This is a genomic window from Neobacillus sp. (assembly GCF_031988165.1).
Lineage (GTDB): Bacteria > Bacillota > Bacilli > Bacillales > Cytobacillaceae > Neobacillus > Neobacillus rhizosphaerae.
On sequence record NZ_DALZYO010000058.1, the window covers coordinates 1 to 24,460 of the forward strand.

Annotated in this window: 25 protein-coding genes and 1 pseudogene; 6 read left to right on the forward strand and 20 right to left on the reverse strand. The window is 37.8% G+C overall.

The window, feature by feature from the left end; genetic code table 11:
• The 11 genes from RTR43_RS23675 to RTR43_RS23725 all read right to left on the reverse strand — a co-directional run.
• A partial coding sequence (locus RTR43_RS23675; protein ID WP_312476081.1) for an MCP four helix bundle domain-containing protein occupies nucleotides 1-946 on the reverse strand: 946 nt, incomplete at its 3' end.
• Between the two features lie 259 nt (nucleotides 947-1,205).
• Nucleotides 1,206-3,359, reverse strand: coding sequence for a methyl-accepting chemotaxis protein (locus RTR43_RS23680; RefSeq protein ID WP_312476085.1), 2,154 nt, complete (start codon nucleotides 3,357-3,359; stop codon nucleotides 1,206-1,208).
• A gap of 378 nt (nucleotides 3,360-3,737) precedes the next feature.
• Nucleotides 3,738-4,172, reverse strand: coding sequence for a flagellar protein (locus RTR43_RS23685; RefSeq protein WP_312476088.1), 435 nt, complete (start codon nucleotides 4,170-4,172; stop codon nucleotides 3,738-3,740).
• A 62-nt stretch (nucleotides 4,173-4,234) separates the two neighbouring features.
• Nucleotides 4,235-4,597: a response regulator gene (locus tag RTR43_RS23690; protein WP_248733295.1), complete on the reverse strand. Its 363-nt coding sequence runs from the start codon at nucleotides 4,595-4,597 to the stop codon at nucleotides 4,235-4,237.
• A gap of 30 nt (nucleotides 4,598-4,627) precedes the next feature.
• A complete protein-coding gene (fliY, locus tag RTR43_RS23695) occupies nucleotides 4,628-5,755 on the reverse strand; it encodes a flagellar motor switch phosphatase FliY (protein ID WP_312476092.1) in 1,128 nt (375 codons plus the stop codon).
• 1 nt (nucleotide 5,756) lies between these two features.
• Nucleotides 5,757-6,731 carry a flagellar motor switch protein FliM gene (fliM, locus tag RTR43_RS23700; RefSeq protein ID WP_312476096.1) on the reverse strand — a complete coding sequence of 325 codons (975 nt, stop codon included), beginning with the start codon at nucleotides 6,729-6,731 and terminating at the stop codon, nucleotides 5,757-5,759.
• An 87-nt stretch (nucleotides 6,732-6,818) separates the two neighbouring features.
• Nucleotides 6,819-7,763 carry a flagellar hook-basal body complex protein gene (locus tag RTR43_RS23705; RefSeq protein WP_312476098.1) on the reverse strand — a complete coding sequence of 315 codons (945 nt, stop codon included), beginning with the start codon at nucleotides 7,761-7,763 and terminating at the stop codon, nucleotides 6,819-6,821.
• 36 nt (nucleotides 7,764-7,799) lie between these two features.
• On the reverse strand, nucleotides 7,800-8,237 hold the full coding sequence (flgD, locus tag RTR43_RS23710; protein WP_312476101.1) for a flagellar hook assembly protein FlgD: 438 nt from the start codon (nucleotides 8,235-8,237) through the stop codon (nucleotides 7,800-7,802).
• Nucleotides 8,238-8,253: 16 nt separating this feature from the next.
• The gene (locus RTR43_RS23715; protein WP_312476104.1) at nucleotides 8,254-9,630 is read right to left on the reverse strand and encodes a flagellar hook-length control protein FliK; all 1,377 of its coding nucleotides are present in this window, start codon (nucleotides 9,628-9,630) and stop codon (nucleotides 8,254-8,256) included.
• Between the two features lie 347 nt (nucleotides 9,631-9,977).
• Complete coding sequence (locus RTR43_RS23720) at nucleotides 9,978-11,018, reverse strand: protein-glutamate methylesterase/protein-glutamine glutaminase (RefSeq protein ID WP_312476108.1); 1,041 nt, start codon at nucleotides 11,016-11,018, stop codon at nucleotides 9,978-9,980.
• Nucleotides 10,990-11,835 (reverse strand): CheR family methyltransferase, encoded by an 846-nt coding sequence (locus RTR43_RS23725; RefSeq protein ID WP_312476110.1) that lies wholly within the window; start codon nucleotides 11,833-11,835, stop codon nucleotides 10,990-10,992. Before RTR43_RS23725 ends, RTR43_RS23720 begins: the two co-directional genes overlap by 29 nt.
• Nucleotides 11,836-12,219: 384 nt before the next feature.
• Here RTR43_RS23725 and motA point away from each other — a divergent pair, with 384 nt between their 5' ends.
• Complete coding sequence (gene motA / locus RTR43_RS23730) at nucleotides 12,220-13,017, forward strand: flagellar motor stator protein MotA (RefSeq protein WP_396954618.1); 798 nt, start codon at nucleotides 12,220-12,222, stop codon at nucleotides 13,015-13,017.
• Complete coding sequence (locus RTR43_RS23735; RefSeq protein ID WP_312476116.1) at nucleotides 13,001-13,744, forward strand: flagellar motor protein MotB; 744 nt, start codon at nucleotides 13,001-13,003, stop codon at nucleotides 13,742-13,744. The genes motA and RTR43_RS23735 overlap by 17 nt, the downstream gene beginning before the upstream one ends.
• Nucleotides 13,745-13,819: 75 nt before the next feature.
• On the opposite strand, the gene RTR43_RS23740 is transcribed toward RTR43_RS23735, so the two are convergent.
• The 6 genes and pseudogenes from RTR43_RS23740 to fabG form a co-directional block, all read right to left on the reverse strand.
• Entirely contained in the window at nucleotides 13,820-14,671 is an 852-nt protein-coding gene (locus tag RTR43_RS23740; protein ID WP_312476119.1) for a GNAT family N-acetyltransferase, read from the reverse strand.
• A 94-nt stretch (nucleotides 14,672-14,765) separates the two neighbouring features.
• Nucleotides 14,766-14,915, reverse strand: a pseudogene (locus tag RTR43_RS23745) (SDR family NAD(P)-dependent oxidoreductase); the annotation flags it as partial.
• 24 nt (nucleotides 14,916-14,939) lie between these two features.
• A complete protein-coding gene (locus tag RTR43_RS23750; RefSeq protein WP_312476122.1) occupies nucleotides 14,940-16,145 on the reverse strand; it encodes an acyl-CoA dehydrogenase in 1,206 nt (401 codons plus the stop codon).
• A 175-nt stretch (nucleotides 16,146-16,320) separates the two neighbouring features.
• Entirely contained in the window at nucleotides 16,321-16,716 is a 396-nt protein-coding gene (locus tag RTR43_RS23755) for a MaoC/PaaZ C-terminal domain-containing protein (protein WP_396954619.1), read from the reverse strand.
• A gap of 2 nt (nucleotides 16,717-16,718) precedes the next feature.
• Nucleotides 16,719-17,168 carry a MaoC family dehydratase N-terminal domain-containing protein gene (locus RTR43_RS23760; RefSeq protein ID WP_312476127.1) on the reverse strand — a complete coding sequence of 150 codons (450 nt, stop codon included), beginning with the start codon at nucleotides 17,166-17,168 and terminating at the stop codon, nucleotides 16,719-16,721.
• 23 nt (nucleotides 17,169-17,191) lie between these two features.
• On the reverse strand, nucleotides 17,192-17,956 hold the full coding sequence (gene fabG, locus RTR43_RS23765) for a 3-oxoacyl-ACP reductase FabG (protein ID WP_312476129.1): 765 nt from the start codon (nucleotides 17,954-17,956) through the stop codon (nucleotides 17,192-17,194).
• Nucleotides 17,957-18,223: 267 nt separating this feature from the next.
• On the opposite strand from fabG, the gene RTR43_RS23770 reads away from it, so the two are divergent.
• The 3 genes from RTR43_RS23770 (at nucleotide 18,224) to RTR43_RS23780 (ending at nucleotide 21,035) form a co-directional block, all read left to right on the forward strand.
• Nucleotides 18,224-18,376: a YpzG family protein gene (locus tag RTR43_RS23770; RefSeq protein WP_248733308.1), complete on the forward strand. Its 153-nt coding sequence runs from the start codon at nucleotides 18,224-18,226 to the stop codon at nucleotides 18,374-18,376.
• 324 nt (nucleotides 18,377-18,700) lie between these two features.
• Complete coding sequence (locus tag RTR43_RS23775) at nucleotides 18,701-19,207, forward strand: GNAT family N-acetyltransferase (RefSeq protein ID WP_312476131.1); 507 nt, start codon at nucleotides 18,701-18,703, stop codon at nucleotides 19,205-19,207.
• A 163-nt stretch (nucleotides 19,208-19,370) separates the two neighbouring features.
• Complete coding sequence (locus RTR43_RS23780) at nucleotides 19,371-21,035, forward strand: PAS domain S-box protein (RefSeq protein ID WP_312476134.1); 1,665 nt, start codon at nucleotides 19,371-19,373, stop codon at nucleotides 21,033-21,035.
• A 92-nt stretch (nucleotides 21,036-21,127) separates the two neighbouring features.
• Here RTR43_RS23780 and RTR43_RS23785 read toward each other — a convergent pair whose 3' ends face one another.
• A complete protein-coding gene (locus RTR43_RS23785) occupies nucleotides 21,128-21,340 on the reverse strand; it encodes a hypothetical protein (RefSeq protein WP_312476137.1) in 213 nt (70 codons plus the stop codon).
• A gap of 199 nt (nucleotides 21,341-21,539) precedes the next feature.
• Here RTR43_RS23785 and RTR43_RS23790 point away from each other — a divergent pair, with 199 nt between their 5' ends.
• Entirely contained in the window at nucleotides 21,540-22,484 is a 945-nt protein-coding gene (locus RTR43_RS23790; protein ID WP_312476139.1) for an aldo/keto reductase family protein, read from the forward strand.
• A 67-nt stretch (nucleotides 22,485-22,551) separates the two neighbouring features.
• Here RTR43_RS23790 and RTR43_RS23795 read toward each other — a convergent pair whose 3' ends face one another.
• Together RTR43_RS23795 and RTR43_RS23800 are read right to left on the reverse strand one after the other, a co-directional pair.
• Nucleotides 22,552-23,004, reverse strand: a complete 453-nt coding sequence (locus RTR43_RS23795) for a hypothetical protein (RefSeq protein ID WP_312476142.1) — start codon at nucleotides 23,002-23,004, stop codon at nucleotides 22,552-22,554.
• Nucleotides 23,005-23,105: 101 nt separating this feature from the next.
• On the reverse strand, nucleotides 23,106-24,326 hold the full coding sequence (locus RTR43_RS23800) for an MDR family MFS transporter (protein WP_312476145.1): 1,221 nt from the start codon (nucleotides 24,324-24,326) through the stop codon (nucleotides 23,106-23,108).
• Nucleotides 24,327-24,460: the final 134 nt, after the last annotated feature.

Consider the following 24,460-nt stretch of genomic DNA (forward strand, 5'->3'; position numbering starts at 1 on the left):
CCAAATTAATAGAAGCACTCATTTGTTCCACTGCAGCTGAGATTTCATCCACACCGGAAGCGGTTACATTAGTGGTCCCTGCTACCTGTTGAATCGAGGCAACGAGTTCACTTACCGAATCGTTTGCTTTGTTCATAGAGGCATCCAATTCATGTGCACTAATAGCGGTTTTATCAATTGACCTTTTAATTTCAGTAACCGATTTAGTGGTGGTATCAACATTATTAACAACTCTAAAAACGGCGCGACGAATGAGTTTAGTCATAAAAAATGAAATACCTATGCTAAACATCATGGCCACAATGGAAAAGACAATGATCTGTTTTGTCGAGCTAGTCGCTTGTTTTGCAGATTCTGTAAGAATATCCTTATTATCTTTTTGAATACTTATAGCCAATTGATTCAACGAAACGATGGTGTTCCCTTCATAGTTTGCCAATATAGCCATCTGTGATTTTGCTGAATCATAATCATTTCTTCTAGACTGTTCATAGAAAGAAGGGATATAGGAAACCAATTTTTCAAAGTTTTTACGGAACGCTGTTAAATTTTTTTTATTTTCTGCATCAAGATTTAGTTTCTCTATCCCATCTATGTTTTTTCTTACTTTTTCGATGTCACCATTAATAAATTTCTCTAACTTTGCTTTATCTCCTTCATTTTGTTCAAATGCGTGCTTAGCTGCATATAAACGAACATTAGTCACCTCTTGTTTTAAATTTCCTATTATTTCAATTTTAGGTACTTGTGTATTTCCTAAATAAAGCATTTGATTATTTAAATGGTTAATATTATTGTAAGAAACAAAAGTTATAGATCCTAAAAATAATAGGATGGTGATATAACTACCCCATTGTTTCACATTCATAGACAACCTATTCATTACTCTACTAAATGCCTTACTTGATGCTTTACTTAATACCTTCCATGACTTTTTACGAAACATTATTTACGCTCTCCCCCGTTCAGAATAATTTTACTTTTTGCAATTTCTCGATATATACCTCATCTTAGCATAATTTTTGACTTTTTATCCAAATTTTTTTGATAGTTTTTACTTTTGAATATTTTCCGCAAGATCAACAATGATTTTGATATAAGATTTTTTATCAATCAAAAAATATTTTATTAAGAATACCTTTTTAAGGGGTAAAAGCATAAAACGCCTCCACAATTTTTGCGAAAGCGTTTATCCTTGAAATGAATTATTTTAGTTTTATTATTTGGGAATTTACATCATTGATTGCATGTACCACTTCGTCCACTTCTTTAGTTTGCGTTTCTATGCTAGCATTTAATTCTTCTGTTTGTTTCTTAACATTTCCAACCTCTAACGCGATTTCTTGACCATATCTTGCTTGGTCATTCGTGGCAATCATCATTTGTTGGACCATTTCTTTAATACTACTAATATTGCGGACGATTTCTTCGGCAGTAAGGGCCTGTTCCTTTGTGGCGTTTGTTACAGAACTGGATTGGTTTGTGACATTTTCTACTGCATTAACGATCGCATGACTGCCTTTTGCTTGTTCGGCCGTTGCCATGCTAATTTGTTGAACCTGTTTTTTTGTGTTGGTTATGCCAACTACGATTTCTTCAGCCGTTATCGATTGTTCATTTGTAGAATATCTCATTTCTGTTGCTTGCTCCGTCACATTCTCTACCACTTTTATGATAAATTCGCTATTCTTCGTTTGTTCTTCCGTTGCATTGGCAATTTGATTCATTTCCTCTGTAACTTGGGCGATACCAGCAGAAATTTTCATGATTGCTTGATTCGTTTTTTCCGCCAATTGATTCCCAATGGTAACCTTATGAGCACCATCTTTGATAGAGTTGAGGGCAATCGCCGTCTCATTTTGAATTCCTTTAATTAGGAGAGCAATTTGATTGGTTGCCATAGCAGATCGTTCAGCTAGTTTTCGTACTTCTTCTGCAACTACCGCAAATCCTTTTCCTTGATCTCCCGCACGTGCTGCTTCAATTGCGGCATTTAGGGCCAATAGATTGGTTTGATCGGCGATATCATCGATGACTTCGATAATGCTGCCGATTTCTTTAGAACTTTTTTCTAGGTTTCCCATCACATCACTTGTTTGGTTAATAACCTGAGAAATTTCTTTCATTCCATTTAATGTTTCATTCAAAGAAATTGTTCCTTCATGAGCATCATTCATAACAGTGTTGCTAAGTTGGTTAACGATTTGTGCACTGTCAGCAACTTTCTTAATTGAAACAACCATTTCCTCTACCGTTTCGGAAGATTGTTCAGCAGTTTGGCACAAATTAATCGCATTTTTGCTAACCCCATTGATGGACTTGCTCATTAATTCAATTGCTAAGGTGATTTGTTCCACACTAGCGCCCACATTACCTGAATTACCAGCCACTTGTTCGATAGAAGCCATCATTTCTTGTATTGCAGCTGATGTTTCTTCAGCAGAATTATCTAAATGACTTGCACTTTCTGCCACTAAATTAATAGTTGAACTCATTTGTTCAATCGCTGCAGAGATTTCATCTACTCCATTTGCCGTTAAATTGGTGGTCCCTGCAACCTGTTGTATAGAGGCAACAAGTTCACTAACAGAACCGTTTGCATTATTCATAGATGCATCTAATTCATGTGAACTGGTGGTGGTTTTATTAATCGAATTATTAATTTCTGTAACAGAATTCGTGGTAATTTCAACATTTTTTACTACCCTATTGACAGCACTTCTAATGAGTCTAGTCATAAAGAAGGCAATAAAGACGCTAAAGAGAGAAGCGATAACTGAGAGAATTAATATTTCATAATTAAACCTATTTGAATCTTCATCGGAATCTTTGAGGGTCGCCTTGGCATTTTTTTGGGCACCCATATAGAGATTATCAAGCGAAGTGACTGTTTTTTCTGCAAGAGGTGTCATTAACTCTATTTGTGTATGTATTGAATCATAATTGTTCCTTCTAGATTTTTCGAAGAATGATGGAAGAACACCAACATATTCTTCAAAGTTTTTGTTAAAGTCTGATAATAATTTTTGATCTTGTTCAGATTGGTTAAGTAGATCCAATGCCTTTATATTCTTTCTTACATTTGCAATGTCTTCATTTACTAAATTTTCCATTTTTGTTTTATCTACTGAGTTGTGCTCCAATGCTTGCTTGGTTGTATTTAAACGAATACGTGTAAACTCTTCTTTTAAGGTTCCTACTAATACAATCTTCGGCACATCTTTTTTTCCTATATTTTGAGTTTGATCTCTTAGATGGTTTACATTATTGTAAGAAACATCGGTTACAACCACAAAAAATAATATAACAATGATATAACTACCCCATTGTTTCACATTCATTGACACATTTCTCAACATATTTTCCCTCTCCTATTTCAGCTTCAAATAATTTAATATCATTATTAGTGAGAAGTTTCATCCTTCCTATAAAAAAACTGATTGGATTTAAAAATTATCATTCCCCTCTTCGTTGCCAAGGATTTCCCCAAGTGGAATAAGCAAGTAGATTGTTTAAAAAGCCAAAAAAATTATGTATGAAAAAAATATATTCACCTCATATTAGCATAATTTTTTACATTTTAAACAGTTCTTTTTGATTCGTTTTTGATTTTTTGTTTCATATTTGAATTTTTTTGAATATGTTAGGTGGTTTGAGAGGCGTTTCTTTTCTATCAAAAATAGTTTTTGTCTGAATAATTCTGAATCAATAGAAAAAGCGAGGGTGACCTGACACGATCACTTCTCGCTTTTTTCTTTTAAATAATGAGATATATAACCACCAGCTATACCATCACGTTCCTGGCTTGGATCTCTTTTTTCATTTTCTTCTTTAATCCCAACTTGATTAGCTAACCTATTAAGAGTATCCATACAGCTTGAGCATTTTCTCCCTTTTTGAATCATATTTCTACACGATTCGCAAGGATATGATAGGTTAGGGAAGTTATCCACCAGGATTCGACCTGCCCAAATAAATTGACGGATTTGAGTAACCGAGACATCAGTTGCTTCGCTTAATTCTTGAAGCGTGATTCCAGTATGATCCCGCAAGTAAGCGGCAGCCTTCAAAAAATCATCTTCTTGTTTTTTATAACAGACGTCACAAATATTTCTTATGCGTAGGAAGAGCTTCCCGCATTTTGGACAATTAGTCAATTGTGGTGTACCCAAATGTCTCCCCCCTTTTTGTGTTTTTTACTTAATAATGTTAAGCAAAGAATTCGAGGGTAAATCTAAATTCCTAACACTTTAGTGATCGAGTCAATTACCCGATCTGCTTGGAAAGGTTTCACAATAAAATCTTTCGCACCCGATTGAATCGCCTCTAATACCATCGGTTGTTGTCCCATAGCCGAACACATAATAATCTTAGCTTGTGGATAAATTGCTATTATCTCCTTAACAGACGTAATTCCATCCATTTCAGGCATCGTTATGTCCATCGTCACTACATCGGGCTGTAGTTCACGATATTTTTCTATAGCATCTGCACCATTCACTGCTTCTCCAACAACTTCCAGTCCATTCTTGTTTAAAATATCTTTTAACATCATGCGCATAAAAGCTGCATCATCAACGATTAATACCCTTGACATATTTGCTCCTCCAATATTCATTGTTGATATTTACTTGGTCATTTTGGTTAGACGATCGATAGGGCTAATAATGTCTGTGATACGTACACCAAAGTTTTCCTCGATCACGACCACTTCCCCTTTGGCTATTAACTTGTGGTTAGCAAGTATATCAACAGGTTCTCCTGCCAATTTATCCAATTGAATTACAGCTCCCGGCCCCAATTCAAGGATTTTGCGGATTTGCATTTCCGTACGCCCTAACTCCACCGTAATTCCCAATGGAATATCAAATAACATGTCGATATTGCCTACACCAGAACTGGTTCCACTGGCAACTGGTGTCTCTGAGAAACTCGCATATTCGACTTTTTGTACTGTAGCATTTGCCGAATTCTGTGTTGGTTTTTGTGGAACCGACCTTCCATCGAACCTCGAAGTGGGTGCGGTTGTGGTATCCGCTTCCTGATTGGGAGCAACTACTGCTTCCTCCAAAACCGAATTTTTCACGACTGAACCTTCCTGAAAAAGAATTTTATTGATCATTTCCTTACCGAATGATAGAGGAATTAACTGTATCATATTGGAATCTATGAGGTTGCCAACCTTTAAACTGAAGGAAACCTCGATAATAATGTCATCCTCCAAGTGTTCTAATTTTTTTGGTGGAAAACCGAGTACATCAATAGACGGTGGCGAAATATCCACTTTTTGTTTAAACAAAGTCGACATAGATGTAGCTGCTGACCCCATCATCTGATTCATAGCTTCTTGAACGGCACTTAGATGCAATTCCGTAAGTTCAAGGTCCACCCCAGTACCATCACCGCCCATCATCAAATCAGCAATGATTTTCGCATCATCTTCTTTAATCATTAACAGATTTTTTCCGCGGATACCTTCCGTATAATCCACGTGCACGGCCACATTCTTTTGCTCTATTCCCTCTTCCATTCGATCCCGCTCAATAACGGACATTGTAGGGGTAGTAATTTCTACCCTTTGATTTAAAAGAGTGGAGAGAGCCGTAGTAGAACTTCCTAAAGAAATATTACCAATTTCTCCTAATGCATCTTTCTCCATGGAACTCAAAAAATCATCGATAGATATAGCTCGTTTTGTATCTGTTTGATTGAACAGTGCATTGATCTCTTCTTGAGATAATAAACCATCGCCCATCTTATAGACCATCTCCTTCCGTTTGGATTACTTGATCAATTTGGACAGCGTAATGCCCTTTTTGAATGCCGGGGTTGCCCAAAAATCTTGTCAAGCGACCTACTTTGACTTGTAGTTTCCCTGTTTCAATTCCTATCACATCTCCAATTTGGAGGTTGAATAAATCTGAAACCTGTAAGGTTGCTTTCCCTATTTCAGCAATCAATGGAACAGGCACCGGTTCTAGGTTTTGCTTTAATTTATCCTGTTGAGGAACGTTAGTTTTAGACATGGAAGAAAGCCATTGATGCGTAGATAATTTTGGCAGCACTGGTTCCACGATTAAATGCGGTAAACATAGCGTCATCCGACCTGTAACTTCTCCGATTGTAGTACGGAGAGCAATGATAATTACCGTTTCATTTGGGGAGGCGATTTGAATAAATTGCGGATTGGATTCAATCGCTTCCCATTTTACTTTAATATTTTCGATATTTTTCCATACTTCTTGATACATATCAAACGCACGAGTAAAAATCTTTTGCATGAGCACCGTTTCGATTTCTGTTAATGTTCCGTTTCGAGTAGACGGATCCCCTTGCCCTCCTAGCAAACGTTCTAAGATTGCGTAGGCCACTTGAGGATTAATTTCCATAACCATTTTTTCATCCATCGGTTTCACTTCAAAGACGTTCAAAATCGTACGCGAGGGGATGGACGCGATAAATTCTTGGTAGTTCACTTGATCTACGAGATCGATTTCAATTTGAACGAACGTTCTTAGTTGAGCTGAAAGATAGGATGTCAGCAATCGGGTAAAATTCTCATGTATTCTCGTAATGCTACGTAGTTGCTCCTTGGAATACCGCATCGCTCGTTTGAAATCATATACTTTTACTTTTTCTTTCTCCTCTGTTACATCGGATGCTTGCAATTCGCCATTATTTAAGGCTGATAAGAGGGCATCGATTTCTTGTTGCGATAATATTTCCGCCAAAGGGCATCCCCCTAACTCTTCCCTGAGTTATTGAATCGTTTTTTTTGTATATTTTTAAACAATAATTATCTCCAACCTATACAAATTCTATCGTTTTAAATTCACAACTTCTTCCAAAATCGAATCCGAAGTGGTTATTGTTCTAGCATTTGCTTGGAAGCCACGTTGCGCAACTATCATCTCAGTAAATTCTTCTGTTAAATCGACGTTTGACATTTCTAAAATACCGGATATGATTGTACCGCCACTATTGTTCTGAATACGATCAATTGTCACTTTTCCACCTGCTTCAGCATTTCCAGTTACCTCAAACATTGTATTACCGACCTTTTTTAAGCCACCTGGGTTGGAAACAACAGCAGTTGCTAAAGAGATGTCATTATCTGGTTGTGTTGTGTCCGAGTTTAAATAATATTTCGTTCCATCAAATGCTAATTTCCCACTATGTCCTGCTTCATCATTCACATTAATATAACCATTTTCGTCGATCGAATAGGATGTAAATTTTAATGTTATAGTTTTAGTAGGATCAGCCGGATCAGGGGCAGTATAATCTGTAATATTAATTGCTACTTTATCCTTTGGACTCGCAGTCCCATAAACCCCTGAAACAAAATACCCATTAGAGTTGACTAGATTCCCATTCGCATCCCTTGTGAAATTACCTGCTTTTGTTAAATAGCTCGCACCATTTTTATCATTTGGATTATCTGGGGTAACAACAAAAAATGTATTTTCTCTATCAATTGCTAAATCTGTTCCAACATTAGTTGTCATCGGGCTTCCTGCTGTATGAATCGTATCGATAGATGCTATTTTTGATCCAAGACCAATTTGTTTTGGATTAACCCCACCACTTTGATTAGTTGGTGCGGTAGCACCTGCGATATTTTGATTGATGATATCTTGAAATATGACACGGCCTTTTTTAAATCCTACCGTATTGACATTGGCAACATTATTTCCAATTACATCAAGTTTAGTTTGAAACCCTTTCATTCCCGAAATCCCAGAGTAAAGTGACTTTAACATATTATTTTCCTCCCTATTCTCTTATTTTTAATAAAATTATTTTGATTCAGGTTTGACTTCCTTAATTTCAGTCACCTGACTAATTGGAACTTTTTCATTCCCGACCAAGTAAAAATAGTTTCCATCTTGAGAAGATACTCCATTTACCACACCGGTTACTGGGGATTTTGCTCCTGCTGGTGTCCAACTTATCTCTTTACCAATCGCAGCCGTATACTGATTGATTTGGCTCTTAGCAAATTTCCCAAAAGCAGTATTTAAATTCGTCATTTGTTCCAAGGAACTAAAAGTTGCCATTTGTGCAATAAAATCTTTATCCTGAAGTGGGCTAGAAGGATCTTGATTTGCTAGCTGTGTTACAAGAATCCGTAGAAAATCATCTTTTCCTAGGATACTTTTTTGCTCAAAAGGTTTGACATTATTAAATGTTGAATTGCTATTAGGAACATTGGTTATGTCCACAAAATTGCTCATTAACCTTGACTCCTTCCTATGCCGTGAAATCGATACTTGAAGCAGTCTTTGGGGCTGCTCCCCCGTATGTGATCGCTAACGTCTCTTTCTCAATTTCCGTTTGATCATCATCCATTTGTATTTTTGATTCATCCTGTTTGGAATTAAAGGTTCGTTGTTCTTGGGATGAACTGGATCCACCTTGAGAAAAGGAAAGGTTTGCATGATTCAAGTCATTGGATACTGGTGTTTGCTGTACGATATCAAGTTTTTGAACTACTACACCTTGTTGCAATAAAGACTGTCTGAGCTGCTGAAGTTGACCTTCTAAAGCTTCTTTCGCCATTAAAGTGTCCGTCAAAATTTGTGCCGAAACAAGTCCCTGTTGGGAAGAAATTTTTATCTCAATATGGCCTAAATGTTCAGGAAACAATGAGAATTTAACTTCAGTACTTCCTGGCTGACCGTTAGTAATCCTCATGTTACGACTGATCCATTCACTCACTTCTGGAGCAAATTCTGAAACTTGAAGAAGTGGGGAGGGAGATACAGTCTTAGGCACAATTGAATCCTCAGGTGCTTGCAACTGATGATTCCCCATTATCGTCAGCCCATTAAATCTTGTTAGGTCTTCCACCTGTTTAGATAATGGATCTCGGACCAAATTACTGCTCTCTTGTATACTTGTTCCAGGGTTGGGTCCGAATGAAAGCATCACTTTATTTTTATCCAAGCTCAACCATGGTTTTACAATACCAGGATCTTGTTTTTTTTCACCTGAAAACAACTCATTTTTTTGTAATTGGACGTTATGTAGTGTTGTTCCATCAATGTTATTCTCAGTTTTTATTTCATCCAAAATCATTTGGAGTTTATCCTTTATATTACTAGGGATTTCCAACGATTTTTGCTTTTCTAGTGAACTTAATTCAGACATTAGCTGTGCTAATCCCTGGATTAGTTGACTAGTGTTAATAGTTGTTGTTTGATTGAATCCTTCTTCCTCTGGGAACCACTGGGCAAATGAACTCCTAACATCGGCAGTGATCAATTGCTGAGGACTTAACATAGTGGAATCACCCGGTGGAAGTGACTCGTTTGCTTGTACATTTGGTACTTGTACTTGCTGGATTACTGCAAGCAACGATGTCAAAATGGCGTCTAATTGCAGCCAATCTTCTTTATTGATATTTGTCGAATCAATTTGATCGCCTTTCTCCTTAACTGAACCGTTTTGCACAGAAGATAGTCCTGTAAGCGAGTCTGATTTTGGTGAATTACCCCCAAAATTAAACATAGCTAATATCTGATCGAAAGAGTTCACTGAATCTTCAGTTTGTGAAGTTGACTTTGGTTTTCCTTCATCTAATCGATTTGTTTGAGTTATTTTGATTTGAATTTGGGCAACATCCAAACAGCTTTCCTCCTTTCATTTAGATAAATCATCACGATTACCTTACATTATAACTCATAGACCCGGTTACGTCATGAGTTTTTTAGAGGCTACCAAATTTTTATTCACTTTTCTTACAAATAATTTTTGATTATTTTACTGTCAAAAGAAGTTATTATTTATTATGTTTATGGTGTTGGTAATTTTAATACTAATAGTATCATTTTAACACAATAGTAATTATCTAGTAAATTTTTGTTTGATAGTTTTTGATATTTTTTTATCACTGCAAGTATTTTTATAAAATAGTGTTTGTGAAAGAAATTGATTATTGAAGCTGTATCCTTATAAACTCGCTCCCCTAATGATTAAATAAAGGACATAATTTCTTGATACATTTGTGAAAGCACATATTGACCATCTGCATATCCTGCTTCTAAAACCGCTTTGGGCATTCCATACACAATACAGGAATCCTCTGCCTCCACAAACACATTTCCATGATATTTTTTCACTAATCCACATCCTTGCATCCCGTCAACACCCATACCCGTTAAGATCACAGATAATAGTCGATCAGTGAAAATAGGCGCTGCTGATTTAAGCGTTATGTCAATGGAAGGCTTGTATAAAGCTTCCACACCTACATCGTTATCCACTTTGAAAATCACAGTGCCATCGTTTTTTTTATCAAACCTGGTTTGATAACCAGATGGGGCTATATAAATTGTCCCTTCCTGGACGACTTGTCCATTTTCTGCTTCTTTAACATTCAGTTGACACAAGCTATTAAACCTCTCAGCCAAAGGTTTAGTAAAACCCGGTGGCATATGTTGGGCAACGACAATGGGAATCGGTAAATCCGCTGGAAAACAAGGGAGAATTGTTTGTAAGGCAGAAGGCCCTCCAGTGGAACAACCGATGAAAATGAGATCGGTATTCTGGCGATTCATTTTTCTTACGTGTTTTCGTTGCGGGTGAACCGAAGAAACGGCTACACGCGGAAGTTTGGCTTCCACAATACCCTTTAATCGCTGTAAAAATTCATTCGTATGATCTACGCCACTCTGATCCCGAATAAGATTTTCTTTTAAAAAGAAATCAACTGCTCCAAGTTCAAGAGCATGTAGAGTTTCCTTCGCTCCTTCTCCGGTTCGAGAGCTTAACATAACCACTGAAACTGGGGAAGTTTGCATAATTTGCTCCAATGCTTTCAAGCCATTCATTTTCGGCATCTCTACATCCATGGTAACAAGATCTGGCTTTAATCGTTGTACCTTTTCTACAGCTTCGACCCCGTTCCTTGCAATGCCAATTACATAAAATTGCGGGTCCTCTTCCAGCATATGGCTAATAGCCCTTCTCATAAAGGCAGAGTCATCAACCACTAATACACTGTACTGTCTCATTTTGATCAAATTCCTTTCGGTAATAAAAAGTCTTATCGGAGTCCACTTTTTTAAACCCCAAGGTCATATCCGTAATGGATTCAGCGTGGCCAAGAAACAAGTACCCTCCATCTGCTAAATTTTGATGTAAACTTCGGATAACCCGTTTGGTTGTATCGTGATCAAAATAGATCAAAACATTTCTACAAAAAATAATATCAACCTCACCAAGTTGAAATATTTTATCTTGTTCAAGGAGATTTAAATACTGAAATTGTACCATTTTTTGAATGGATGGTTTGATTTGGTGTCCCCCGTCTTCATCTGTGAAATATTTCTTCAATAGATTTTCAGGTGTCCTTCGAAATGCAAACGACCCATGATGGTACCATCCCATTTCAGCTTTTTGAAGAACCTTTTTGTTAATATCCGTTGCAATAATTTCTATCGATCCAGGCAGAAATTGCCCCGTTTCCTGAATTAACATGGCCAAGGAATAGGGTTCCTCTCCACTAGAACAGGCTGCACTCCATATTCGTATAGGGCGATTTTTATTTTTTCTTTTAATAAGTGACAATACATAAGAACAACACTCAGTTAATTGGTTCTCTTCCCGATAGAAATATGTTTCATTAATTGTTAATAACTCGACAATTACATCCCATTCTCCGGGTGACATTTTCAAGTATTGACAATATTCCCAGTGCGAGAGGCCAAGTTCCAACACCCGTTTTGAAACTTTTTCTTTTAGAGTGGGAAGCCGATCGGCGTATCGCAGTCCACAATAGTCATAAATGATTTGGCTTAATTTTACCAGTCCGTTATCTTGCATATTCATCACCTTTTACTTCCTCTGTCAACCAATATATATAGAGGTCTTATTTTTATGCTTAAAGTTCTCCTTTGTTAGTATAAAATTACTGGATAAATAGATTCGCGTCAAATGAAAATTATACGTCTAAATTATCCATATGTAGTTTTTTGTTAAATTAGATACGGAACTGTCTTTTATCAGCAAACACCTTTCCTACTTTAAGAATCGGCCATTTTTTTTATGTATTGCCCGATTTGCAAAAAGTTGACACAATCGATTTTAGTCAATGGAATAAGTTCCTTCCGTAAATAAGGAATCAAACAAAATAAAAACATTATTGTCGAATTTTGCCTTGTGACGTACAATAAGATTATTAAATTATATAAAATACACTAAAAGGAGAAAATGATGTCTAGTATTATTGGAATTTTGTTAGCACTAGTAGCAGTCGGATTCGGAATGGTTTTGAAAGGAGCTTCACTATCAGCATTAAATAATCCAGCGGCATACTTAGTTATTTTCGGAGGAACAGCGGCTTCAATCTTGGTTGCTTTCCCATTTAGTGAACTCAAACATTTTCCTAAATTGATCAAAATCGCCCTGTTTGAACCAAAACTTCCTTCTAAGGCAGAGCAAATTTCAAATTTAGTATCATGTGCGGAAATTGCCAAAAAAGAAGGAATTCTTGCGCTCGAGGAAATTTCCACAAATACAAATGACCCATTCTTTAAAAAAGGACTCGAACTAATAATTGACGGTTATGATGTTGGGTTCATTGAAGAGGTCTTATTAGATGAGGTCGCAGCCATTGACATGCGCCACAAAACAGGTGCACTAATTTTTACCCAAGCTGGAACTTATGCCCCAACACTTGGCGTACTTGGAGCGGTAATTGGACTAGTAGCTTCACTTGGAAATATTACTAATGTGGATAAAATAGGACATTCGATTTCAGCTGCTTTTATTGCAACCTTGTTAGGTATTTTTTCAGGCTATGTCCTGTGGCACCCATTAGCTAATAAGCTAAAACGTCTTTCTAAAAAAGAACAAGAATTAAAGCTTTTGACGATAGACGGTTTGTTGGCCATCTATCAAGGGATTTCACCAAGTTCTTTAGAGAAGAAATTAACGGTTTATATTTCTCCAAACGAACGCAAAAAGTATGAGAATAAAATAGAGGAAGACCTACATGAAAAAACGGCGTGATAGATTTGAAGAAGATCATGAAGAGCATATTAGTGAATCTTGGTTGATTCCATATGCTGACATTTTAACACTTTTATTAGCCTTGTTTATTGTTTTATTTGCTTCTAGTAATATCGATAAAGCGAAGTACCACTCTATTATGGAAGCCTTCAAATCGGAACTGACTGGTACAAAAATTGATAGTAAAGAAGCTGGGCTCACAATGACACCACCAGCGAAGGAGCCAGCAAAGCAAACCCCAGTTCAAGAACCTGATCCTGGACTAAGTAAGGAAGAAATAGAACTCAACAATTTAATGGAACAATTAAATAAGTACATTGTTGACAATCATTTAGAAACGGTAATTTCACTTCAGGATACGAAACGCGGTGTCGAGATTTCGTTAAAGGATGTTATACTTTTTGATACTGGAAAAGCAAGATTGAAGGAAAATTCCTTAAAAATGTTGGATGCTTTTGTGGGGCTAATTAATACTGTGTCAAATCCAGTTAGTATCGAGGGTCATACAGATAGTGTCCCGATCAAAACTGCCGAATTCGCATCAAATTGGGAACTTTCTTCAGCAAGAGCAGTTAGTGTTCTTCATTATTTTGAATCAAAAAATATTGCCAAAAATCGGCTGCAATTTGTTGGATATGGAGAATTCCAACCTCTCTTTCCAAATGATACAGTGGAACATAAACAGGAAAATCGGCGTGTTAATATTATTATATTACGAAAATTCTAAATGATTCTTTTTGAACTTTTTTGATAGTTTTTGATTCAGAAAAAGCCAGCTTCCATTTTCGGAGCTGGCTTTTCTTTAAATGTTTTTCACCATTTGAACTTGCTCAGTTGTTTTCTTAAACCCATGATCCAGTAAGTATTGGATAACTGGATTTGAAAGGGATGCGTTTATCGTGATAAAACAAACAGGATTCCTTTCTCCTTCAGATATTGCAGCGAAAACAGCCTGAATGCTTTCTTCCGTTACTTCACCAAAAAGTTCGAATTGAAATAAAAATACCTTCTCCAATTGCCCTTCCTGATTCCAAACTCGTTTAAACAAAGAGTAGCCAAGGGGATTCCGATCCTTATCAAGATAGACTTGCGCTTCACCAGACTTGACACTCTGCCACTGACATTGCCATGAAACATTTTCGTTATAAAAAGAGAACGATGGGAGCTGTTCTGGGCGAATAGACTGGGTTAGTATAGATATTTCTTTCACTTCCGGGAACCCACTTAAATAAACAAGAGAATCAGTTATCTGATAACCGAACCTCTCGTACAAACGGATGGCTCGCTCATTTTCCTTTATTGCTTCAAGGGTTGCCACTTCACTGCCCTCTTCTGAATAAATCTTAAGGGCCTCTTCCATGATCAATCTAGAAACCCCTTTTCCACGATAATCAACTGCAATCCCTGTCCCGCCATTCCAAGCGGTTTTTTTTCCTTTAATTACTCGAAATCCATTTAGAACGATGGCCACGGGCTCCTCCTGGTCAAAAGCAACAAAGGAATGAGTCAACGATAAACCTTCATTTACCAAACGATTGAAAAAGAGTTCGGGCGTCATTTCCATTTGTACAAAATAGCCTTCAAATCCTTTATTCCAGGCCATTATTACATCCTGGATTGTACATTCGGTTAATTTTTTAAATGTAATTTTCATAAATCGTCTCCTTTTATTAGTTATCGTTATTATTTTTGATTCCAACCACAAAATCGACCGTGCAGTCTATTTAATTAAAACAAAAAACACTCTTTTTTTCACAGGCCTCTAGGTTTCTTGAACAGACCACCACATTCGCAGCTGCTTCAGCTAAACCTTCGGCAATTTGCCGCCCAAGCCCTCTGCCTCCGTCTGTTACAATCGCCACTCTCCCTGATAAATCAAACAGCTTCTTGACATGCATCGTAAATGTCCCCCCAAACGAACATCAGCGGTATTTTTTCAATTCGTATCTCGCAACCGCTCTCCGGTGTACCTCGTCTGGACCGTCCGCAAACCTTAGTGTTCGGATATTCGCCCAGCTGGCTGCTAATGGGAAATCATCGCTTACCCCAGCAGCACCAAAGGCTTGGATAGCCCGGTCAAGCACCTTTAATGCCATATTAGGAGCAACGACTTTAATCATCGCAATTTCCGCTTTCGCCTCTTTGTTGCCAACAGTATCCATCATGTATGCTGCTTTTAGCGTAAGCAATCTAGCCTGTTCGATTTCAATTCTCGAATCGGCAATCCATTCCTGTATCACACCCTGCTCGGAGAGTTTTTTTCTAAAAGCTGTCCGACTTTGAACGCGTTTACATAAGTCCTCTAGTGCTCGTTCCGCTGCACCAATTGATCTCATACAATGATGAATTCTTCCCGGTCCAAGCCGCCCTTGAGCAATTGCAAAGCCTTTACCTTCGCCCCATAACATATTAGACGCCGGTACCCGAACATTGTTATACTCAATCTCGGCATGGCCATGTGGCGCATGATCATAGCCAAAAACAGGCAGTATCCTCTTAATTGTTACCCCTGGTGCATCTAAGGGAACAAGAATCATTGACTGCTGTTCATACGTAGGGGCATCGGGATCATTTTTGCCCATCATAATTGCGATTTTACAACGAGGATCTCCTGCACCTGATGACCACCACTTCGTTCCGTTGATGATGTATTCGTCACCATCGCGGACAATACTAGCCTGAATATTAGTTGCATCCGATGAGGCTACATCGGGTTCAGTCATCGAAAAACAAGAACGGATCTCACCATCTAATAAAGGCTTAAGCCATTTTTCCTTTTGCTCTTCAGTTCCATAACGGACAAGAACTTCCATATTTCCTGTGTCAGGGGCGGCACAATTGAATACTTCTGGTGCAATAGCTGACCTTCCCATGATTTCACAAAGCGGTGCATATTCGCTATTGGTTAAACCAGCGCCATATTCGCTTTCAGGTAAAAATAAATTCCATAATCCTGCCTGCTTTGCTTTATCTTTTAGTCCTTCCATAATCGGGGGAATCTTTGAAAAAGGTTCTTTTTTATCAATTTGCTCTAGATAAACCTTTTCATTTGGATAAATGAATTCTTCCATAAATTCTGTCAGTTTTTTCTGTAACTCTTTTACCTTTTCGGAATAACTGAAATTCATCTTTTACCACCCTTTCAACATACTAACTAGTTGGTATGTAAATAATCTTAATATGACAATTTCCTTCACTATCAATCCCCCTCGGTTACTAGCTGCCTCCCAGATAGAAATAAACCCTGCCTCAAAAAGGGATTCCTAATTGGTGCCGGGTCAACAATAATTATAAAAGTATATTCTAATATTGGTGATACAATACCTCACCCTTTAACACTTCATTTCCCTCCTGGTTAATTGCCTGGACGTTAAAGCGAAGCTTATTTTCCTGTTTTTCTTTTAAGATAGCTTTAAGAGTAATTACATCATGTAAAAATACCATCCCTTTAAAACGGATCGAATAATCCTGAATGAAACCTTCTTCATAGTATTCGGTAAAAAGCTTGGCTAGATTTCCCATTGTCCACATCCCGTGGGCAATGATTCCTGGTAAGCCCGCTTTTTTTGCCTCTTCATCAATGGTATGAATCGGATTAAAGTCCCCAGAAGCACCGGCATACTTAATCAAGTCCAGCCTTGAGACAGGCTCAAGCTGCATTTCCTTTAGCACATTGCCAACCTGTAATTCCGCAACCATACTCACCTAGTGATCACCTTCCTCACCGCTTCAGATATGACAATAGTCGAGGTTGAGCTAAAGATTGTTTTTCCTCCCAAGTCCTCCCCGTAATTTTCAAGTATCATGAACCCCATTTCACCAAAGTTCCCTTTTTTCTCAAAATAATTTTTCACCTTGAAATAACAGTAAATTTCTTCTTCAACCACTAGTGGCCTAACGTAGTAAAACGTTTGTTCGCCGTGGATCAATCCTTTACTTGGGAGGTTGAGGTCTGGAATCACACCATAATCAAATACCCTCGGGAAGGTGGGCGGGGCAATATTGTTTTTATGCCTTGATAGTCTTCCTGTATCCTCATCAAAATAAATTGGATGGAGGTCACCAATGGCCTCTGCAAATTTCTTTACCGCACCTCTCTCAACAACATTTTTCACCTTGTTTGACAACTTGCCAATTTGATCTTTAAACAATTCAACTTCACCTCACCACTAAATTAATTTTTTGGTCCGCCAGCAACATAAATGACCTGACCATTAACGAAGGATGATTTCTCGTCGGCAAAAAATGCCACAGCATTGGCAATATCAGCCGGCTTTCCACTGCGGCCGGCAGGGATAGCGGCTACACTTGCTTGAATTAACTCCTCAAATGGAATACCAATTCTGGCCGCTGTTTCCTTTGTCATTTCTGTTTCAATAAATCCAGGTGCGACAGAGTTGGCCGTTATGCCATACCTGCCAAGTTCTATAGCAAGTGTTTTTGTGAATCCCTGGAGACCTGCCTTAGCAGCAGCGTAATTGGCCTGGCCGCGATTACCGAGTGCGGAAGTAGAAGATATATTGATGATACGGCCATATTTTTGTTGGACCATATATTTTTGTGCAGCACGAGCTGCATTAAACGAACCCTTTAAATGCACATCCATGACTGTCTGCCAATCTGAATCCGTCATTTTAAACAATAGATTATCGCGAATAACCCCTGCATTATTGACAAGGATATCAATCGACCCAAACGCCTCGTATGTCTCCTTAACGGCATCATCCACTTGCTTGGCATCAACGACGTTGGCCACCTTTGAATAAACTTCATATCCTTTTTCCTTAAATTCACTTGTTGTCTCACTTAACGCCGCTTCATTTAAATCAATGACGGCTACCTTTGCTCCTTCTTGTGCAAAAAGCTCGACAATCCCTTTGCCAATGCCCCTGCTTCCACCGGTGACAAATGCCACTCTTCCCGCAAATCTTCCAGCCATTTCTATTCCTCCCAAAGTAGATAGTGAAAAACCCAAAAGATAATAGCAGAGCCGCCACTAGCTCGATAACGTACTTACCGGTTGGTATGTTACTTATATTTTATTTCGAAATTTCTGAAAACACAAGGTTTATTTATATGAAAGGCATTTTTTAAACATCGTTTTTTTTTATATCGTGACTATTTTTTCGTCATTTTACAAATAATAAATATGATATTCCTTTTGAATATCATCGTTTCAAAGTATCCTATGATGAGGTGATTTTGAATGGGTTATAAAGATCGTTTAGATCCACACTCAGAGCTTTTTTACCACACTACGACGAGACCGAAACATGCTAAGTCTCAGGTGAACGGGCAAACTCAAATGACGCAAGCCACAATCATCCTAAGGAGCGTTGCCAAAGCAAACCGCATGTAATAGCTCTGGCAATGAAATGAAACGAAACAGACGGAGTATCCCAGCCATACTCCCAAAAGCAGAAAAACCTTTTCTCGGTACTGTGTACTAGGAAAAGGTTTTTCTTCATCTAATCATAATGGATATCCATAACATAGAAGCTCTAAGAAAAACTACGTTAGCAATTACTCCTTAGATTAAAAGCTGTGTTTTTACGTACTACACCTCTACATTCGTCAATCGAGAAGGTTTTTTCTTCTATATAATTTAATATTGATTTTTATTCAACTGAAGTTTAACATTTAATCTATTAAATTAGACGTAGTGTTAAAAGGAGTGGTCAAAATGTTTGAGACTTTTACGATTAGGAATGCCAAGCTTACTGATTTATCCGTGATTATTGACATTTATAATACAACCATTTCCAGCAGAATGGTGACTGCTGACCTCGAGCCAATAACGGTTGATAGTCGTGTACAGTGGTTTAACGAGCATTCTCCGAAATTCCGGCCATTATGGATTGTTGAGAGCCAAGGGGAGGTTTGCGCATGGGTAAGCTTTCAATCCTTTTATGGAAGGCCAGCATACAACGCCACTGCCGAAATCAGTATCTATATTCACCCTGATTTCCGTGGTAGGAAGCTTGGGAAATTCCTGATTCAAAAAGCAATTGAAGCCTGCCCGGAGCTGCAAATCAAAACCTTGCTCGGTTTTATTTTTGCCCATAATGAACCAAGCATCAAACTTTTCTCAGGCTTCGGTTTTGAAACATGGGCACACCTTCCGAAAGTGGCGGAACTTGATGGTGTTGAAAGAGATTTGCTCATTCTTGGGAAAAGACTTCCTAGTTGAATCACACTAAGAAAATTTCCCTATACGAACCAAAGAGATTATTCATATTTTTCCACCATGGAAATATTCCAAATTCCCTCATTATTTAGTACTATTAATCAATAGAAGAAAAGATTTTCTATCGTCCTTGGATACAGCTTCCTTGGAGGGATTGGAGATATTCATGGATAAAAAAAAGGTAGTTTTCATTTACTTTATCTCTAGTTTTATTTGGATATTCGGCTCAAATTATTTCATTCATCAATTTGTCCATTCTCCCCTTGTTGAACTAATAGAAAGGGGTAAAGAAGTTCTTTATATCCTTATTACTGGCGGATTTATTTATTTTTTCCTTAATAAGACAGAAGAGTTACATGAATCTAAGAAAGATCAAAAACGACTGTCCACATTAATCAATTCGATGGTGGATTTCGTAAATTTTAAAGATGGCGATAGCCGATGGATTGAGGCAAATGACTATGGCTTACAATTATTCCAACTGGAAAATGTTGAATATCGTGGGAAAAAAGACTCGGAGTTAGCCGCATATACAAAATTTTATGCCGATGCCCTAAGGTACTGTGAAATATCAGATGAGGAAACATGGAAAAATAGAGAATTTACCCGTATTGAAGAAGTCCTTCCCGTTCCTGATGGATCTTCGAAAATATTTGACACCATCAAGGTTCCACTGTTTAACCCGGATGGCAGCAGGCAGGGATTAGTGATAATCGGCCGCGATATCACAGAAAAAAAGAAAATGGCTCAACAATTAATTGAAAGTCAACAGCAATATAAATCATTATTTGAATACAGTCCCGATATCGTTTATATGATGGATTTGAACGGAAAGATTACCAACCTGAACCCACAATTTGATGTCATTACTGGCTACAAGCGGGAAGAAACAATTGGGAGAAATATAAGAACCTTATTACCGCGAAAATATAAATTATACCTGAAGAAATTATTTTCCTCTGCTGTTGAAGAAATTAAGCCGCAAATGATTGAAATTAAATTACCACATGCTACCGGTGAAACCATTACCTTACAATGTACAACAGTTCAAATGGTTATTAATGGAAAGACTACTGGAATAATTGGTTACGGAAGAGATGTAACTACTTTAAGGAAAACGGAGGAGCAACTTAGAAGAACGGAAAAGCTGTCCGTCGTTGGGGAGTTATCTGCAAGTGTGGCTCATGAAATCCGTAATCCCCTTACTTCGTTAAAGGGTTTTGTTCAGCTTCTGCAAATGGAAGATCAAAAGCATCAATTTTACTATCAAATTATGTTAGATGAATTAAACCGTATCAATCACATTGTAGGTGAACTGTTGTTGTTAGCCAAGCCGCAGCATCTGAAATATACCAGAGTGGAGATTCAAAAACTATTAATCGATGTCATCTCGCTATTAAACACAGAGGCCAGTTTATATAACGTACAAATTGAGTCCATTTTACCTGAAGAAAACCTGATGATTGAATGCGAGTCAAATCAAATCAAGCAATTACTGATCAATGTCATTAAAAATGCCATCGAAGCATCGATAAATGGCGGTACTGTTTCGATAGTTCTAGAACCGCTAAAAAATGGACACATTCGCATAACGGTTAAAGACAATGGCTGCGGAATATCAAAGGAAAGATTAGAGAAAATTGGCGAGCCGTTTTATTCTTCTAAAGAAAAAGGAACTGGTTTAGGGTTAACGGTCAGCTTTAAGATTGTTCAATCACACAAAGGGACGATTCGGTTTAAAAGTGAGAAAAATCACGGGACATCTGTTGAAGTAATTCTGCCCATAAAGCAGGTTCGTGTAAAGCAGGGAAATTCCCAATTTGAAAACTAAAAAAGCGGCTGACCCTGAAGGTCGTTGAATGACGACTTTTGGGTCAGTTTTTCATTTGCCGTGGGTATCTAGTTTTTACAGAAAAAGCTCGCTTAAAGCGAGCTTTCTTTTTGATTCTTATCATTGAATTTTGCAGGAGGTCTCTTTTTTAATAAGGCTAACAGCCGCTTAACTCTTTCCTTTCGTTTTAATTGCCTCTCAACATTAGGTCCGTACACATATTGGTTCCATAAATAATAAATTAATTCCTCCATTATAAGGAATAATCCAAAAATTATTGCGCAAATAGTAATCCAAAACCACATATCAAGAACCCCTTTTCAAACAGATAATTTATCCTATTCGAATAACTACATAAGAAGTACAAACTATGGCGCACTTACCATTCTTTTACAATTATATCTCATCTTCATTTTATCAGAAAAATCACTAAATAGTAGACATTTTGGTACTCAATGTAGTACTTTTATTTTGAGTAACGAAATTTTGTTAGGGGGAATAACCATGGAATATCGCCGCTTAGGAAAAACAGGTTTAAAGGTAAGTGAAATAAGTTTGGGCAGCTGGCTTACATACGGTGGTTATGTAGAGGAACAAAATGCCACAGCGTCCATTGACAAGGCATTTGACCTAGGGGTTAATTTTTTCGATACGGCTAATATTTACATGCGTGGCGAAGCAGAGATTGTTGTTGGTAAGGCATTAAAGAAATATACACGCGATTCTTTCGTTCTTGCAACTAAGGTATTTTGGCCGATGGGTGATGGGCCGAATGATCGTGGTCTTTCAAGAAAACATGTCATCGAACAATGCCATGCAAGCTTAAAACGTCTTAACACGGACTATGTGGACATTTATTATTGCCATCGTTTCGACCCTGAAACACCACTTGAGGAAACATTGCGAGCTCTTGATGATCTTGTCCGTCAAGGTAAAATACTTTATGTTGGTGTAAGTGAATGGACAGCTGAACAAATTTCCGAAGCAGTCCATCTTGCTGATAAAAAGCTTCTCGACCGAATCGTTGTCAATCAGCCGCAATACAGCATGCTTGAGCGTTATATTGAAAAAGAAGTCCTTCCAGTCAGCGATAAGCATGGAATTGGGCAGGTTGTTTGGTCGCCACTTGCGCAGGGTGTCTTAACAGGAAAGTACCAAAAAGGGGGCAAGGCACCTGAAGGTAGCCGAGCATCACAGGAAAAATACAGCAGCCTTTTCGGTTTATTAACAGATGACAATCTAGATAAAGTGGAACTGTTAAAGGGAGTTGCCGCAGACAACGACCTTTCTCTTGCTAACCTTGCCCTTGCCTGGATATTAAGACAGGAAAATGTCGCAAGTGCCCTTGTAGGTGCAAGTCGTCCAGAGCAGGTGGAACAAAACGTAAAAGCTTCCGGCGTGAAATTAACAGAAGAAACATTATCGAGAATCGAAGAGATTTTAAAATAAAGGATAGAAAATAGCCTCTGGATTTCAAGTCCAGAGGCTATTTTCTATCCAAGTTGAAATTAATTTTTTATAGTTCCGTTATCTCAATTTCAATCCATCGTGAAACTTCAGCAAATCCCTTTTTTTCAACATAGACTGGTTTATAATTGTAAAATTGACTGAGTCGAAGATTCTCAAAGCCTTCTAATTCATCAATAGTTCTTTCAATATAGGCCTTTTGAAAATCAGATGTCGCTCCGCTCATTTGTTTTGAAGGCAAAGAAAGGATAATCTTCCCCTTTTCTAACACTTCTTTGGAGATTCCTTTGACAGCTAGCCTATTTAATTGAAAATTAATTTTCCACAAAGAAATTCCGTCTACTTTTTGGAACAATTGAAAATTTCGTTGCCACGATTCTTTATAGGAATTGACTACTCGATTCCATTGCTCAACCATATTGTTTTTAACCTTTTGGACAATCATGATAAATTGATTATCGCTATTCATCTCTTCAGACTCAAGTTTTTTTATTGTTTGCATGTTCTTGAAGGCTCCTATCTATTATTCTCAGTTACATTTATACGTAACCGTATCTAATTTTATAGGGGTATCATATATGGGGTATTTGTTTAATTAATTATTTATACCGTTTTTTCCGTCCGATTGACTCTAGTACTTAAGTACGTTTTGTTTCCTGCTATGAAGAAAATAATACTTCCCAGCGACAAAATAGCGATTACCCAAAACATAATTTGCCCTTGGAAATGACTTAGGAGGTACCCACCCATGATCGGACCAAGAAAGTTCCCTATTTTCCGGAACTGTCCTGCTCCAAAATAAGTTCCACGCATATGTTCCGGGGCAAGCTCGTCCATCATCATGCTGTTGGAAGGGAAAATTAATATTTCGCCAATCGTTAATAGTATCATTGCCAGAATCGCAATTACCCAGCCGTTGATAAAGCTAAATCCGATGAGGCCGGCGGCAGTAAAGACCGAACCCGCTGCCATTGCCTGTAACAAGCTGAATCTTCCGGCGAGATGACTAATCGGCAGCTGCAGGAATACAACCATTACGGCATTGATTGTCAGCAACACCGAAAAAACAGCTACACCATTCTCGAGTGTTCCTTCTAATACTTGGGGCAAATTGGAGTCCATTTGCACATAGCCGATATTAATTAATATACTCCCAATGATAAGATACCGTAGTGCCTTATCCAATTTTATAATCGAAAAAGCAGCAATAAAGGAAACGACTTTCTTATTTGTTTCTTCTTTAGAAATCACTAGTTTTTTCATTAACATATACAAGACAATTCCATAAAGTAAATAGGTTGAACCGGTGATGGCGAAGGATAGCTTTGCTGATGAATTAGCCAAATAGGCCCCTAGCAGCGGTCCAACGGAAGCACCAATATTTATCGCCGTATAGCGCAAAGAATAAACCTTCATCCGCTTTTCCTTATCGGTTAAATCAGCCATCAAAGCCTGTGAAGTCGGTTCAAAAAATGATGTGCATAAACCGTTTATTGCATTTAACAGGATAAACCAGCCCTGCCCATTTGCAATGGTAAACCCATAATAAACAAATGCTAATGTAAACAACGCTGTAAGCATAATCGGTTTTCTACCAAACCGATCGGATAAATGGCCTCCTATAAATCCCCCCACCGTCCCCATTAACGGACTCATCCCGACGGTTAAGCCGATAATGATTGGTGAAAGATCCATATGCCTTGATAAATAGATTGATAGGAATGGCAGCGTCATAAAGGCGGAGCCTCTTGTCAAAACAGTTCCAATTAATAAAATCCATACAATCGGATGGAATTGCCCGATATACTTTTTCATTTTTTTCATATGTAATACCTCACAAATTTAAAGGTTGCTTTTCTAGTAAACTATTTTGTTCGGAAAAAGTAAAGAATTTTTCAACTTTTCATTTAACAACTTCATAAAAAACTATCATGAGCCTCAACTCCCAACCCTACCAT